Consider the following 16,319-nt stretch of genomic DNA (forward strand, 5'->3'; position numbering starts at 1 on the left):
CAGAGGTTTTTTTTGATATGATAGGAAAAGTGATTTATTATAAGTAGTATTTAATATCTATAACATTTGAAAGGTGTGCAAGACGTGGAGAAACAACTTGCAGGCTTGCCGGTACACGTTCATTTCGTAACAGAAATCCGTGAAGGGGCGAGGAAGGAAACCGTTGCTTTTGAAGCAAATGGTCAATACTATGTAAAAGGTCAAGGTACATATGTAACATTCCAAGAGCCGAACGAACAGGGCGAAGTGAAAACAATTATTAAAATTCAAGATGAACAAGTTCTCATTATGCGTTCAGGTGCTGTTTCAATGCGTCAAACGCATGTGAAAGGTGAATGGACAACTGGTACGTATACGAGTGAACTTGGTACGTTTGCATTGCAAACGAAAACTGATAACGTTCTTTTTAAATGGTCGGATGAAAAGAAAAAAGGACAACTCTTCTTAACGTACGCATTGCTTCTAAGTGAAGAAGAAGCTGGCAGATATACAATTACACTTAATTTGAAGGAGGCAAAATAATGAATTCTTTAGAACAAGTAAAAGGATTAATTAAAGAAGAAATTCAAGCTGCTGTATTAAAGGCAGAATTAGCGACAGAAGAACAGATTCCAAATGTTGTATTAGAATCTCCAAAAGATAAAACAAATGGTGACTTCTCTACAAATATGGCAATGCAACTTGCACGCGTTGCGAAAAAAGCACCTCGTATGATTGCAGAAGAATTAGTTGCAAACTTCGATAAAGCAAAAGCTTCTATTGAAAAAATTGAAATCGCAGGACCTGGTTTCATTAACTTCTACATGGATAATAGCTACTTAACAGACTTAATCCCAACAATCGTTAACGCTGGCGAAGCTTACGGTGAAACGAATACTGGTAAAGGTGAAAAAGTACAAATTGAGTTCGTATCTGCGAACCCAACAGGTGACCTTCACTTAGGACATGCACGTGGTGCGGCAGTAGGTGACACTTTATGTAACGTATTAGCAAAAGCAGGATACGATGTATCTCGTGAGTACTACATTAATGACGCTGGTAACCAAATTCATAACTTAGCTCTTTCTGTTGAAGCTCGTTACATGCAAGCTTTAGGCTTAGAGAAAGAAATGCCAGAAGACGGATACCATGGTGCGGACATCATTGGAATCGGTAAGCGTTTAGCTGAAGAGTTTGGCGATCGTTATGCAAAAGCTGATGCTGAAGAAAGCTATGAGTTCTATCGTTCATACGGTTTAAAATATGAGTTAGCAAAACTTCAAAAAGACTTAGAAAGCTTCCGTGTTAAGTTCGATGTATGGTTCTCAGAAACATCATTATACAAAAACGGAAAAATCGATGCTGCACTTGCAGTATTAAAAGAGCGTGACGAGATCTTTGAAGAAGGCGGTGCAACTTGGTTCCGTTCTATGACTTACGGTGACGACAAAAACCGTGTATTAATTAAAAACGACGGTTCTTACACATACTTAACGCCAGATATCGCTTACCATCGTGATAAATTAGAGCGTGGTTTCGATAAGTTAATCAACATTTGGGGTGCTGACCACCACGGTTACATTCCTCGTATGAAAGCGGCTATTCAAGCACTTGGTTACGATAAAGAAACACTTGAAGTAGAAATCATCCAAATGGTACAACTGTACCAAAATGGTGAAAAAATGAAGATGAGTAAGCGTACAGGTAAAGCAGTTACACTTCGTGAGCTTATGGAAGAAGTAGGCGTGGACGCAATGCGTTACTTCTTCGCAATGCGTAGCGGTGATTCTCATTTAGACTTCGATATGGACTTAGCTGTATCAAAATCTAATGAAAACCCAGTATACTATGCACAGTATGCTCATGCTCGCGTATGCAGTATTCTTCGTCAAGGTGAAGAGTTAGGATTAGCTGCAGGCGGAGACGTGAATTACAAGCTTGTTACTTCGGAGAAAGAAGTAGAGTTACTGAAAAAACTTGGTGAATTCCCAGCTGTAGTTGCGGATGCAGCGCAAAAACGTCTGCCACACCGCATTACAAGCTATGCATTTGAATTAGCAGCAGCATTACACAGCTTCTACAATGCAGAAAAAGTATTAAACCAAGACAACTTAGAATTAAGTAAAGCTCGCTATGAGTTAATGAAAGCAGTACGCACTACACTTCAAAATGCATTAGCAATCGTAGGAGTATCTGCACCAGAAAAAATGTAATAAAGAAAAGCGGAGCCGACTGTTTAGCCCCGAAGGCTAAGGTTCTTTCCCACAGAAGATGCTTTTTATCTTCTTGTGGGGAAGGTTCTTAGACAGAAGGGGCTAGGAGGCAGAGCTGGACAATAAAGAAAAGCAGAAGCGGCTCGTTCAGAATAGGAGGAAGGCGCGAAGCCACCGAGTATTCTAACCGATTTTTCGTTTTCAGTAAAAGGCAATCGCACGATGTTGTGATTGCCTTTTTGTATGGAGATAATAAAAAAATAAAATTTTATCAAACAAAAGGAGAATTTGCGTCGTCTTATATAAATGACAGGAGGTTTAAGATGGAAGAAAAGGTAGAAGAATTAATTGATATATATAAGCAGCAAATATATTCCTTATGCTATAAATTAGCGAAAACGAAAGAAGATGCAGAAGATATTTTTCAAGAGACTTGGATAAAAGTTTTTTCCTCTAGGCACCAGCTTTCTTGCGTGGAAAATTATAAAAAATGGATTACTACAATTTGTGTTCGTACGTTTTATGACTTTTATCGTAAGAAGAAAAGGTGGAAAGATCGCGTATTGGATTTGTTTCATAAAGAGGATGGTGGAGAAATCGATTTCGCAGATGAAGTGAATATATCAGAAGAATTTATTCAAAAAGTGGAATCGGAAATGATACGTGAAGTTATACAGCTATTGAATGAAAAATATAAAACCGTGCTCGTACTCTACTATTATGAACAATACTCTTATAAAGAAATGAGCGAAATATTAAATATACCGATTGGTACGGTGAAATACCGCCTTAATTATGCGAAGAAGCAAATGCGGGAACATTTGGAGGGGTTTGTTTATGACGGAAGATAAGTTTGATCAGAAGATAAGAAGCAGCTTAGCTGAAGACACGATTCCAAGCGGAGAGCTGATAAATAAAACGAAACAGAGCGTACGAAATGCTCGGAAATTAGAGAAAAGATGGGTTGTTTGTATTCATGCTATTTGGATTATTTTATTAACAGTTGTTATGGAGCAGTTTGTCACTCATTTGAATCATAAAGTCCCTATGTTGATAGCAAGTGTGATTATGATGCATCTATACGTTCCTATATATGTTGTCATACAGTCATTTTTAAAGAAGGAGTATAAATTACATGATAGAGTTCGCTAATCCATTTGTAGTATTTGAGATAGCTGGGATTACAATGCTTTTGACTTTTATAGCACTTTTAGTATGTGTAGCATCATGGGTGTATACAGATACGAAAACGCGTGGAATAAGTAAGTGGTGGAGTGTTATAGCGATTGTATTACCATTTTTTATTGGAGTTTTGTTATATATGATACGAAGAAGTAACAAGAAAATAGAAGGAGAACATACGATGAAGGCTATGAAAAAACAAAAGATAACATTAGTTGTCATATTTGCAAGTACGATGTTTGTATTACTGAGCGGCTTTGCTTTCGTTCAAACGTTAGATGATATGTGGAGAGCTGGTGATATATATTTAGAAAATGAGAAGCAAGGGGAGACCGGTTACGAGGCAAAATTCTCATCATGGGATATTACTGGGAAAGATATTGAACTTGAGTATGAAAAAGATACAGAATTAACATTTTCTTATGAGACAGATGCAAAACGTGGGAATTTATGCTTTAGCTTGTATGAAAGGCAAGGAGAAGGTATAAGAGAGTTAAAAGAGATCTGTGAATCGAAAAAAGGTACTTTCAAAGCTACATTAAAGGCAAATGAAAAGTATGTATTTAATATAAGTGGTGTAATGGTGAAAGATGGTTTTGTAAAAGTAAATTGGGAAATAAAATAAAGGGCCTTGAGAAAGGCCCTTTATTTTATTGGATTGTATACGTAACGGAAAAGCTAACAGGACTATAGTAAACGAAAGGTGCATGAAATTGAACATACATATTTCCATCTGTTTTTGCAGTAAAAATTCGGCCGTAACCATCAGAATATCGCCCGATAAGGTAATGACTTGAGTCATAAACACTGTAACTAGGAGTTTTACTGTTAGGTTGAATTGTTAGTTCCTGTCCTTTTTGAAGGAAAATAGGTTCTTGTTCAGAACTACTTCCAGTTTGTAAAGAATAAAATTTTGTAAAACTTTGTTCTTGAGTGGCAGCAGCGACTTTTGTTTCAGGAATAAAAGCGGTAGCGCCAGTAATTCCTGCTAAAGTTAAGGCACTGGCTAAAATCATTTTTTTCATAGTAGAAAAAGCCTCCTTATTAGTTGTAATCATTTTTGTTACACTTAATATTGTATAGGATAATGAGCAGGAGGGAATATGCTTTTATGCATATATATATTTTCTCAATAAAAGACCACCGATAAAAATCAGTGGTCTTTTAAATGATTAAGCAGCCTTCTGTTCAGTTTGAGCAACAGATTTTTGAAGTGTATTATAAACTCCTGTCCCGATAACTTCTAATGCCATTTTCATACGTTCAGGCGAAATGTTTTCTAACACATTATCTTGAGGCGTATGGTATACCTTCTCAATATGATAGATTAATGGATTCCAACTATCGACACCCATCCAAATAAATAGGGCGGCAGGAATACCAACTTCAGCAAATGGCACGTGATCACTAGAGCCGAATTTCCCTTGCAGTACGAGGTCATTATTTAATTGTTTACCTGCTTGTAAGGCTGCGTCTGTTACAAGGTTTGGAGAACCGTTAGGCGTCATAGCATATAAATTCTTTGCTTTATCGTAATTTGTTGCAACCATGTCTGCGTTAAAGACACCTAAAATTCGATCGCGTTCTTTTTGGGATAGACTATTAACGTAATAATCGGAGCCAAGTAAGCCAGTCTCTTCAGAACCAAAAGCAATAAAACGAATTTCTTTATCAGTTTCTACATTTTGAAAAGCACGAGCTAATTCTAATACTAATCCTGTACCAGAAGCATTATCGTTTGCTCCAGGTGCTCCAACGACACTATCATAGTGCGAACTTACAACGACGGCTTTTTCATTACCTGTGCTGTTTTTTGGTTTCTTTTTAGCGATGACATTAAGTGATGTTAAGTTAGATTCATGTCTCGCTTTTAGAGAAAGAAGAGTGGTCCCTTTTTTAGCGATTTCCTCTTTAAATGCATTTCCTTGTGCATAAGCAAGACCAAAGACAGGGATAGACTGCTTTTTCGTTAGGCGGGGATTGAAGGTTTGTCCATAATTTCCGCGTCCGCCAATTAAACTGTATAAAAGGACACCTTTTGCTCCTTTGCTAACAGCATTTTCAACTTGTTTATTATAGTCTGCAACTGTTGTTCCTCTTTCAAATAGAACAATTTTTCCGTTTACTTCATTGGGGATATCCTCTAATTTTGTTCCACCTTGAACAAAGATAAGAGGAGCTGTAACAGCTTCTGTAGAAATTAGTGCGTTAGGGGCAGCGCCGGCTTGCCAATTACGTTTTGTGGATAATGGTGATTCAATAAATCCAACGTATTGATCCGGTACTTGAAATGGTTGATATTCTACTTCATAGCCCATTGACTTAAGCTGCATACCAACGTAGCGAGAAGCCCATTCTTCTGATTTTGTCCCACCAGGGCGAGGACCAATTGTTTCGGATAAGAAACGGATGTGTTCGATAGCGCGGCTTGCATCAACTTGTTTTGTGATAGGTGAAGTCTGTGTGATTTCTGACGTGGAATCAGCTTTGGCTTGTCCAATTGGAGCTAAGCTAACAGCGAGTGATACAGCAAGCAAAGAGCTTACTATTTTTTGTTTCAAAGATTTTTTCATTTTTTCCTCTCCTATTCTTCTATTCTCTCTGACTGACAAAAGAAGACGGATAACGACTTTATTTTACCGTCATCTTCATTATTTTTCAATATTCTGACATTGAGAAATAAAAAAACGCTATATGCATATTTGCATATTTTTGATGGAGATATGTATGCTATCATTTTAAATGAAGGTTCGCTTTCTGCTTGGAAAGCTCCTACATTGCATGAATCTAGTGTACCCAAACTTTAGATTATGTAGAGAAAAGAATCCTATAGGATTTCTTTTCTCATGTTTGAATCATGTGATGATAAATATGTTTCCGCATTTCATACTTATTATCAGTGATATATGTAAGGCATCCATATGAAAATACGAGGCTGTTCAAAGGTTTTCCGTACTTTTGGGCAGCCTCACCCCGTTAAAAGGACGATACTCTATGTATCGTCCTTTTTTGGCATAAAAAAACACCTAATCAAATGTTCACTTGATTAGGTGTGAAAAACTATTAATAATATTTTTTTCGTTTTGTAGCTAAAATACTTAACAAACCAGCTAGTAGAAGTACGATGCCTACTGTTTGAGTAGGATCATTTTTGTGACCTGTATTTGGAAGTTCTTTACCCTTATTTCGGTCATCTTGCTGTTTGTTTATTTGTGTGTCAGGGTTTTCTTTTTCTAGTTCTTCAGAAGTTCCTTTACCATGTGTGTCAGGATTTCCTTTTTCTAGTTCTTCAGAAGTTTCTTTCCCTGTTTCCTCTTCTTTATTAGGAGGAGTAATTGGTTTATCATCTCCACCGGATGAAGAATCGATTTTTTTATTTGAAACTGTAATTTGTAGTGGTGCAGCTTGAGCTTTTTCAATTGTAAAGTTTATTGGTGATGCATCTAATTGATAGCCTTTAGGAGCCTTTGTTTCCACTAATTGATAATTACCAGGTTTCAAATCATTTACGATTAATTTACCATGCCCGTCTGTTTGTAAACCTTCTCGTACTACTTTTCCGTCGTGATCTAAAATATTGAAAATGGCACCTTCAAGTGTTCCATGGTGATCAATATCAATTTTAGTTAACTCCATTGAACCTGTTGTTAAACTATTTAAAGCTGTAACAGAAGTAACTTGAGATTGTCCTTTCGTAATTGTGAAAGGAATTGGCTTAGCACTTAAATCGTATCCAATAGGAGCCTTCGTTTCAACGAACTGATAGTCTCCCGGACGTAAATCAGAAACAGAAATTTTGCCATCTTTATCAGTAGTTAAATCAGAACGAACGTCGTGCCCGTTCATATCAACGATTTTAAATACTGCATCTTTAAGGACAGAACCGTCAAAGTCATCCACTTTAGAAAGTTCAACAGCGCCTTTCGTTAAGCTATTCGTAGCGGTAACGGAAGCGATTTTTTCTTGTCCTTTTTTAACTGTGAACTTAATAGGTGTTTCGTTTAAGTCATAGTGATTAGGAGCTTTTGTTTCGATAAACTCATAGTCTCCTGGTGGTAATTCATCCACAACTAAACGGCCGTTTTTATCAGTAGTTAAATCAGTACGGACATCGTGTCCATCCTTATTAACAATTTTAAATACCGCACCTTCCAGTGTTGTGTTTTCTTCAACATCGTCAACTTTAATTAACTCCACACTACCTTTCGTTAAGTTGTTCGTAGCTGTAACGAAGACATGTTTTGTTTGACTTCTTTCAATTGTGAACTTAATCGGCTCTTCATTTAAGTCATAATGTTTCGGAGCTTTCGTTTCAATAAATTGATAGTCTCCAGGTTGTAAGTCTTTAGCGATGATTTTTCCATCTTTATTGGTAACTAAATTCGTACGAATATCGTTACCGTTCATATCAGTAATTTTAAATACCGCACCTTCCAGTGTCTCTTTCGCATCTAGAGAGTCAACTTTCGTTAATTCCACGCCACCTTTAGTTAAGCCATTTTTAGCAGTAACGGAAACGTGAGCTGGTTGGCTTTTCTCGATAGTGAAAGGAATCGGTGTTTTATTTAAATCATAATCTTTAGGAGCTTTCGTTTCAACGAATTGATAATCTCCTGGTCGTAAATTAGAAGCAGAAACTTTCCCGTCTTTATCAGTAGTTAAATTCGTGCGAACAACTTTACCTTTCGCATCAATGATGTTAAACACTGCATCAGAAAGTTTTGTATCTGGATTTATATCATCCACTTTTATTAATTCTACAGCACCCTCAGTTAAGCTATTTGTAGCAGTAACTTGGAGCTTTTCTTTTTGGCTTTTCTTAATTGTAAACTTAATAGGTGTACTATCTAATTTATAGTGTTCAGGAGCTTTCGTTTCAACAAACTGATAGTCCCCAGGACGTAAATCAGAAACAGAAATTTTTCCATGTACATCTGTTGTAAGCTCAGTACGAATGTCGTTACCATTCATATCAGTAATTTTAAATACCGCATCTTTAAGAGCAGTATCATCTACATCATCCACTTTAGAAAGCGCTACCGCACCTTTTGTTAAACTATTTTTAGCAGTAACAGAAATCGGTTCAGCTTGTCCTTTTTCAATAGTGAAAGGAATCGGTTCTTTATTTAAATCGTAGTGTTTCGGAGCTTTCGTCTCGACGAATTGATATTCACCAGGACGTAAGTCAGAAACGCTAATTTTACCTTGTGAATTTGTAGTAAGATTCTTGCGGATTACAGTACCATTCATATCAACAATGTTAAATACTGCGTCTTCAAGAGTAGTACCATCGACGTCGTCCGTTTTAATAAGTTCAACGCCGCCTTTTGTTAAACTATTTTTCATAGTAACAGTAGCAATATCTTTCTGGCTTTTCTCAACTGTAACTACAATTGGCTTTTTGTCTAAATCATAATGTTTAGGAGCCGTTGTTTCGACAAATTGATACGTACCAGGACGTAAGTTTTCAACAATGATTTTTCCTTCACTGTTCGTTTTTAAATCCGTTTTAAGTACTTTCCCGTTTTGATCTAGTAAATTAAACACAGCATCGGCAAGTTTTGTTTGATCATTTAAATCATCAACTTTAATTAATTCGATACTACCTTGTTTTAAACTATTTTTAGCAGTTAAAGAAATAGTTTTTTTCTGTCCTTTTTCAATAGTGAATTTGATTGGTGTTTCATCTAAAACGTAATGCTTAGGAGCTTTCGTTTCGATAAATTGGTAATCACCAGGACGTAGGTCGTTAATTTCGATTATTCCTTGTTCATTTGTAACAAGGTCTTTATGAACTACATCACCGTTCATATTAACAATTTTAAATACTGCATCTTTAAGAACAGTGCCATCAACATCATCTACTTTAGAAAGTTTAACTGCACCCTTTGTTAAAGCATTTGTAGCAGTGACATGAAGAGTTTCAGTTTGGCTCTTTTTAATTGTAAATACGATAGGTTTTTTATCTAAATCGTAATGTTCAGGAGCAATTGTTTCAACGAATTGATACGTACCAGGACGTAGGTTTTCAACAACAATTTTACCTTCATCATTTGTTTTTAAGCCTTCTTCAACTAGCTCTCCGTCTGCATCTAATAAATTAAATACGGCGTTAGCAAGTTTTGTATTTATATCAATATCGTCAATCTTTGTTAGTTCAACGCTACCGTTTTTCAAAGCATTTTTGCCTGTAACATTGATCTCTTTCGTTTGACTTCTTTCAATTGTAAATGGAATTGTTGTTTCATCTAATACATAGTGCTCAGGAGCTTTTGTTTCAATGAACTGATAGTCTCCAGGGCGTAAATCAGAAACAGAAATTTTTCCGTTTTTATCTGTAACAAGATTCGTATGAACTTCCTTACCGTTCATATCAACAATTTTAAAGATTGCACCTTCAAGCATCGTACGATCGATGTCATCGATTTTTGTTAATGTTACTGCACCTTTCTTTAAACTATTAGTAGCGGTAACAGTAATATTCTCTTTTTGACTTTTTTCGATAGTGAACGGAATAGGGTCTTTGCTTAAGGTATAGTCTTTTGGAGCTTTTACTTCAACAAATTGATAGTCTCCAGGACGTAAATCAGAAACAGAAATTTTTCCGTTTTTATCAGTCGTTAAACCTTTTCGAATTACTTTTTTAGTATCATGAGCGTCAACAATTATAAATTCTGCACCTTCAAGAGTAGTGCCATCAACATCATCAACTTTTGTTAAAGTGACGCCACCTGTAAGTAAACTATTTTTTACAGTAACAGGGAGAGGAAGATCTTTCTTACTACCTTTTTTAATTGTGAACTTAATAGGTGTTTTGTCTAATTTATAATGTTCAGGGGCTTTTGTTTCGATAAATTGATAATCCCCTGGTGCTAAATCAGGAATAACTAATACTCCGTAATCATCTGTTGTTAAATCTTTCATAATTTCTTTGCCAGTTGCGTCTTGTAATGTGAATACAGCGCCGGCAAGAGCTTTCGCGCTCTCCACGTCATCTTCTTTAATTAATTTGACCTTTCCTCTCGTCAAACTATTTTTGAAAGTAATAGGGATGAGCTTTTGTTGGCTCTTTTCAATCGTAAATTCGATTGGTTCTTCATTTACATCGTAATAAGTAGGAGCCTTCGTCTCGATTAGCTTATAATTACCCGGACGTAAGTCTTGTACTACTAATTTACCGTCTTTATCAGTAGTAAGTTCCGTACGAACATCCTCACCTTTGTCATTAACAATTTTAAATACTGCACCTTCAAGGGTTTCCTTAGCATTTACAGAATCAACTTTTGTTAATTCAATACCGCCTTTTATTAAGCTATTAGTAGCTGTAACGTTAATAGCAGTCGCTTGGCTCTCCTTAATTGTAAATTCAATCGGTGTTTTATTTAAGGTATAATGCTCAGGAGCTTTCATTTCGATAAATTTATAGTTACCTGGACGTAAACCAGTAGCAATAATTTTACCTTCCTGATTCGTAACTAATTCTGTACGGACATCTTCATTTTTGTTATTAACAATTTTGAATACGGCGCCTGTAAGTACAGTGCCATCAGTATCATCGAGTTTTGTTAGTTCAACATCGCCTGGTAGTAGACCATTTTCAGCTGTAATAACAATCGGTGTTTTTTGACCTTTCTCAATTGTAAATTCAATTGGTGTTGATCGCAGTTCATAATGTTCAGGAGCTTTCGTTTCAATAAATTTGTATTTGCCTGGACGTAAGTCAGAAGCTTTAACAGTTCCGTTTGTATCGGTAGTTAATTCTGTACGAACGTCTTCGTTCTTATCATTCACGATTTTGAACATAGCTCCAGCAAGAGGAGTCTTTTTATCAAATTCGTCGACTTTTAATAGCTCAACAGCACCTGTTGTTAAACTGTTTTTTGCAGTAATTGAGATAATGCTTGTTTGACTTTTCTCGATTGTAAACGGAATTGGTTCTTTATTTAAGTCATAGTATTTAGGTGGTGTTGTTTCAATAAATTGATAATCACCAGGATCTAAATCTTTAACGGTCAAAGTTCCATCTTTTTCTGTTTTTAAGTTTGTACGGACATCTTCATTTTTGTCGTTAACAATTTTGAATACGGCACCTTCAAGGGTAGTGTCATCAATATCATCCACTTTTGTTAACGTAACGCCACCTTTAATTAAAGAGTTTTTTGCTGTAATAGAAGCGGCTGTAGTTTGGCTTTTTTCTATTTCAAATAGAATAGGCGTTTTGTCTAATTCATAATGCTCAGGAGCTTTTGTTTCGACAAACTGGTATTTACCCGGACGTAAATCTTTTGCTTCTATTTGTCCATGTTCATTTGTTGTTAATTTCTCATATCCAGGAATATTTTTTCCGTTGCGATCCTGAACAGTAAACTCTGCCCCTGCTAAAGTTTTATTATAATTATCCACTTTTGTTAAAAGAGCAGATCCTTTAGTTAAACTATTTGTCGCAGTTTGGTTTACTACTGTTGTTTGATCTTCAGAGATAGTAAACGGAATAAGTTTGCTATCTAATTGATAATGCTCAGGAGCCTTCGTTTCTTGTAAGTAGTAAGTTCCTGGTTTTAGTTTATCTATAATAATTTGTCCATTATTATTTGTTGTTAATTTTTCATGTTCTGGAATTATTTTTTTGTCTTTATCTAGTAGTGTGAAAACGGCGCCTTGTAGTGTTGCGTTTTTGTTCAGGTCATCAGATTTTGTTAAAACTACTTTCCCGACAAACTTCTTATTTGCAAGTTTATATGTTGTAGTCTCTTGTGTACCAAGTTCAACAATTTTCCCTTGTTTTAAATCCCAGCTAATTACATAGCCTTCAGGAGCATTTGTTTCTTTTAATAAATATTTATCGCGTTTTAAATTATTAAATTTAGCGATACCGTCTTTGTCTGTTGTAATTTTACGGATAACAGTTTTACCTGTACGATCGTATAAAGTAAATTCTGCCCCAGCTAATAGTACGTTCTTATTGTCGTTATCTACCTTTATAATTTCAAGGTTTCCACGACCTTTAGTAGCAGATCCTCCGCCTGAACCAGAAGACATTCTCACTTCAATCGTTTCAGTAGTTTCTGTGTTTTTAACTGTCAACTTATTGCCTGTGATTTTTGCTTTATTACTTACTTTTTCTTTATCGTCTGCATTAATAAGTGAGCGATATTCTAAAATATAAGCTCGATCAATTTTTTTCAAGAAGGCAATTTCGAAATGTTGCTTTCCGGTATTATTGTCTGTTGTTATTTTGAGTTTATAGTCTGTTCCTTCTTTTAATTCGTTTACTGTATCTTTTGTTAAATTTCCATATGGATCAACAGTTGTAGGATATAAGTGGAATGAATCTTCCACAATTACCTGATTTTCGGTGGGGTCATCTGTTACAACCGCATCTGCAATGGTTGATTGGCTTTCGTTAATTGCGATACTCCAATTAATATAGTTGTCGTCTTGCACAGCTTTTTTAGTAACGAAGCTGCCACCTTTATTTACTTGAGTGTCACCTGTAAGGGTGTTTACAATTTTAGAGCCATCGTTTAAATCTGCCTCGTTTTTGTAGGTGCCTTGGATAAGTTCACCATCAAGGCTTGTTTTAAAGATAATATAGTAAGGTGAATTAATTGATTGTTTGAAATGAACCTTTAGGGTGTTTTTATTTTTCTCTGTAGGTTCTTCAAGTTCATATTTCTCAGTTGGTACAGCATTACCAGGTTGTGCATTATCAGGATTTCCATTTAAAATCATATCGCGCACTTCAATGGATCCAGGCACTAACTTTTGTTTATCTTGTATTACGTCTATAACATAAGGATCTTTAATCTCAACATTATTATAGTTAAAGCCTATTATCCAAGTAATTTCCTTCGTTTGGGCGTTATAAGAACCGTATTTATAACCATTTGCCTTTGTGAAAGTATCAGGATCGAAATTAGCTTCAACTTTATTTGATTGTGGATTAGAATCCGTATCTATCCAAGATAGGTTACCTGTGTTTTTAAATGAAGTTTTACCACTTTCTAGCTTTGTATAATCAAAGTCTGTCGTATATTTTACGACTAATGTCTTTGTCATATTAGACTGATACGTACCTATAAGAGTAATTTTGAATCCTTTATCTGTTGTATCTAAAACATAGTCAGTCCCAGCTTGAAGGGTATAATTTCCGTCTTTAATTTCTAGTTTCTTATCTTTTAATTGTAATCCACCATGATCAAAGGTGTCCGTAATGATCGCGTTGTTTAATGGATAGTTGTTATTATTTACTATAATTGTCCAAGTTGTTGTTTTGTCTTTATAATTTGTTTCAGCTTTATTATTAGATTTAATAATATTTTGCTGCTTGAAGCTAGCTTCATTTTCTTTACTTGAATCATTATCAGCTGTAACTTTATTTTTTACTTTTCCATCTTCTATAACTTTATTAGTTGGCTTGGTTTTATAGGTAATCACATAAGCACTATTAATATCATCATTAAACTGTAAATCGAATCCATTCTTCTTGTTACTTACAGTGTAATTATTAACAGCGTCTCCTGTTACAAGCGTTCCTTTTTCATTATATGAAGCGTTTTTCACAACAATAGAATTTGCATCTAGTTCGTGTGTATCGTCAAAAATATCTTTTAAAATCGCATCAGCTTTTTTGATCTCTCTTTGATCACCATTGTAAGTAATTGTCCACTCAATTGTTTGCGTCTTTGGATCATATTTACTTGTTTTATTTAAGTGTGTACCACGAGAAACCGTTACAGTAGAGCTTGCGTTTTGTTGCTTTTGATTATCACTCGTTATCGTAACGTTATTTCGGAAACTTTTAATATTTTCATCAGTAATTTTTGTGGCATATTCGATTTGATATGCTTTATTGATAGAATCTTTGAAAGCAATCTCCAATTTTGAACCATCTGATGAAATAATATTGTAATCTGTTGGCTCAGCTTCTGCACCACGCGTTACATTCCCATTAACATCAACTTCTAAATAATAAACTTTAATAGAATCTTTATTTAAGCTTGTACCTTGTGGAATGTTATCTTTAAAAACAGCGTTTTTAAGGGTGTCTTTCGTTTTGTTCATTTCTACTTTCCAATTAATTTCATTTGTATTAATTGGTCTATCAGGTAACCCTTTTTTATTCGTAGCTGTTTGTACATTAGGCTTAAAGTCAACTGTAATAGAAACATCCTTATCTTTAATCGGGAAAGGAATTTCTTGTGTTGTTGTACCTTTAATTTCAGCTTTATTAAATTCTGTCTTTAATTGTAGGTTACCAGCAACATCTGGATGCTCTTCAACATAATCGTTGAATGTCATCGTGACTTTTCCATCTTTTGTAACAGTAAAATTACCAATTTGATTGTTTTCACTATCATATAAAGGACTGTTAATTGTATTGTAAATCTTAAAATGTTTAGGAAGATCAAAAATATAGTAATCTCCACTTTTCACATTCATTGATTTTAAAAGTTCCCATGTAAACTCAATATTGGCAGGGGAATCTGTACTTGGACGGTTATCCTCTGTAAATGGTTTTCCGTCTTTATCCGTCAGCTTTACACCGGTTAAAATGTTTGTTGTTATTTGCTTTGGACCTGAATTTGTATTCTCAGCAGGGTCGCTTGCTAGCTTTCGTTCTGGATTGTCAGTAGCAATTTTAGCTGCTGGGTTTTGTTCCGGATTATCGGTAACAGGTTTAGTTGCTGGGTTTTGTTCCGGATTATCGGTAACAGGTTTAGTTGCTGGGTTTTGTTCCGGATTATCAGTAACAGGTTTAGTTGCTGGGTTTTGTTCCGGATTATCAGTAACAGGTTTAGTTGCTGGGTTTTGTTCCGGATTATCAGTAACAGGTTTAGCTACTGGATCTTGCACTGGTTTATTAGTATCCTGTTTGGTGCCAGCTTCTTTAGAGTCTTCTACCTGAACAGGAACTGATATAGGCTGAACCATTGTTCCTAAAGGAAAAGCGATTTGAACTGATTTTTCCCCAGTTTTTAAAGTTGAGTTAAACACGGTATCAACTTTAATTTTTCCTTTAGCGTCTTTCAAATTTTCTACTTGATCATTAAATATTAATTTTAATTTATTATCTTTAGCTGTTATAAAATATTGACCAATATTTTTTTGATCTGTTACTAAATCCCCTTGCAAATCTTTAGGTACTTTTAATGCAAGTGGTATTTGAACTACTGCTGTATCATTTGCGTGTGCAACTTGTAGATCCTTTATTGACCAAGCGTATTCTACTTGAATGGTTGATCCTATCTTTACTAAGTTGTTAGGATTTTTTGCTTCGTCAATAATATGATTCGTTGCATCTTTCATTTCAACAGTGTCAAATAAGGAATCTCCTGTTAAGGTTTCCGCTCTTACTTGATTGTATGGAAAACTAGCAAGTTGCGAAAATAGTACGAATACAATTAAACATACATTGAAAAGTTTTTTCATTTTTCCTCCTCTGAACATTCATTTGTCCATTGGGGACTTATTCCACATGAACAAATGGAATATTAAAAGTATTTGTTATAAGCTATTTATTTTTGGTTATCCCTCCGTTTCTATACGCGTTCTCAGACAAACAGGATTATGTTCAAAGTAATATTATTTAACGTAAAACAAAATGTATATTTACACAGTTCTGTGGAAATATACACAATTCGACAAAAAATGTCGAAAAAAATACTGATATAAAGAATGATATCAGACCTTTATATGTGAGATAGTTTTCATGTATATCTAGTAAAAAAGAATGGTTATAAAGGTAAGTTTTACGATACATACTAACCAAGGTAGTGTATCCCTTTGTGAAGGCTTATTTTTGCCTTAAAGTTATGTGGAAATAAAAATCTAGATAGGGTTGGTTTTGGTCAGAATGAAGACAATATGTACTTTGAAATTAGTCATTTATTTTGTCTAAAGAGAGTTGTGCGATTAGTGGACCGAAGTTGAAAGATGATAGTT

8 protein-coding genes are annotated in these 16,319 nt (G+C 35.1%); 5 read left to right on the forward strand and 3 right to left on the reverse strand.

Annotated features, from left to right (window positions below):
• The first annotated feature begins 84 nt into the window (after positions 1-84).
• From ACSG5Z_RS20945 to ACSG5Z_RS20965, 5 genes are all read left to right on the forward strand, one after another.
• Entirely contained in the window at positions 85-522 is a 438-nt protein-coding gene (locus tag ACSG5Z_RS20945) for a YwiB family protein (protein ID WP_435712048.1), read from the forward strand.
• Complete coding sequence (argS, locus tag ACSG5Z_RS20950; protein ID WP_001086442.1) at positions 522-2,192, forward strand: arginine--tRNA ligase; 1,671 nt, start codon at positions 522-524, stop codon at positions 2,190-2,192. The genes ACSG5Z_RS20945 and argS overlap by 1 nt, the downstream gene beginning before the upstream one ends.
• A gap of 323 nt (positions 2,193-2,515) precedes the next feature.
• Positions 2,516-3,043, forward strand: a complete 528-nt coding sequence (locus ACSG5Z_RS20955; protein ID WP_088065044.1) for an RNA polymerase sigma factor — start codon at positions 2,516-2,518, stop codon at positions 3,041-3,043.
• On the forward strand, positions 3,030-3,344 hold the full coding sequence (locus tag ACSG5Z_RS20960) for an anti-sigma factor (RefSeq protein ID WP_087983725.1): 315 nt from the start codon (positions 3,030-3,032) through the stop codon (positions 3,342-3,344). The genes ACSG5Z_RS20955 and ACSG5Z_RS20960 overlap by 14 nt, the downstream gene beginning before the upstream one ends.
• Entirely contained in the window at positions 3,328-3,999 is a 672-nt protein-coding gene (locus tag ACSG5Z_RS20965; protein ID WP_435712049.1) for an anti-sigma factor, read from the forward strand. Before ACSG5Z_RS20960 ends, ACSG5Z_RS20965 begins: the two co-directional genes overlap by 17 nt.
• 25 nt (positions 4,000-4,024) lie before the next feature.
• Here the strand turns inward: ACSG5Z_RS20965 and ACSG5Z_RS20970 are convergent, their stop codons facing one another.
• From ACSG5Z_RS20970 to ACSG5Z_RS20980, 3 genes are all read right to left on the reverse strand, one after another.
• Positions 4,025-4,399, reverse strand: coding sequence for a hypothetical protein (locus ACSG5Z_RS20970; protein WP_435712050.1), 375 nt, complete (start codon positions 4,397-4,399; stop codon positions 4,025-4,027).
• A 147-nt stretch (positions 4,400-4,546) separates the two neighbouring features.
• Positions 4,547-5,947 carry a M28 family metallopeptidase gene (locus ACSG5Z_RS20975; protein WP_000749138.1) on the reverse strand — a complete coding sequence of 467 codons (1,401 nt, stop codon included), beginning with the start codon at positions 5,945-5,947 and terminating at the stop codon, positions 4,547-4,549.
• 490 nt (positions 5,948-6,437) lie between these two features.
• Positions 6,438-15,806, reverse strand: coding sequence for a SpaA isopeptide-forming pilin-related protein (locus tag ACSG5Z_RS20980; RefSeq protein ID WP_435712051.1), 9,369 nt, complete (start codon positions 15,804-15,806; stop codon positions 6,438-6,440).
• Between the last annotated feature and the right edge of the window lie 513 nt (positions 15,807-16,319).

Origin of the sequence: Bacillus pretiosus, assembly GCF_051294775.1 — a bacterium.
Classification (GTDB): Bacteria; Bacillota; Bacilli; order Bacillales; family Bacillaceae_G; genus Bacillus_A; species Bacillus_A wiedmannii.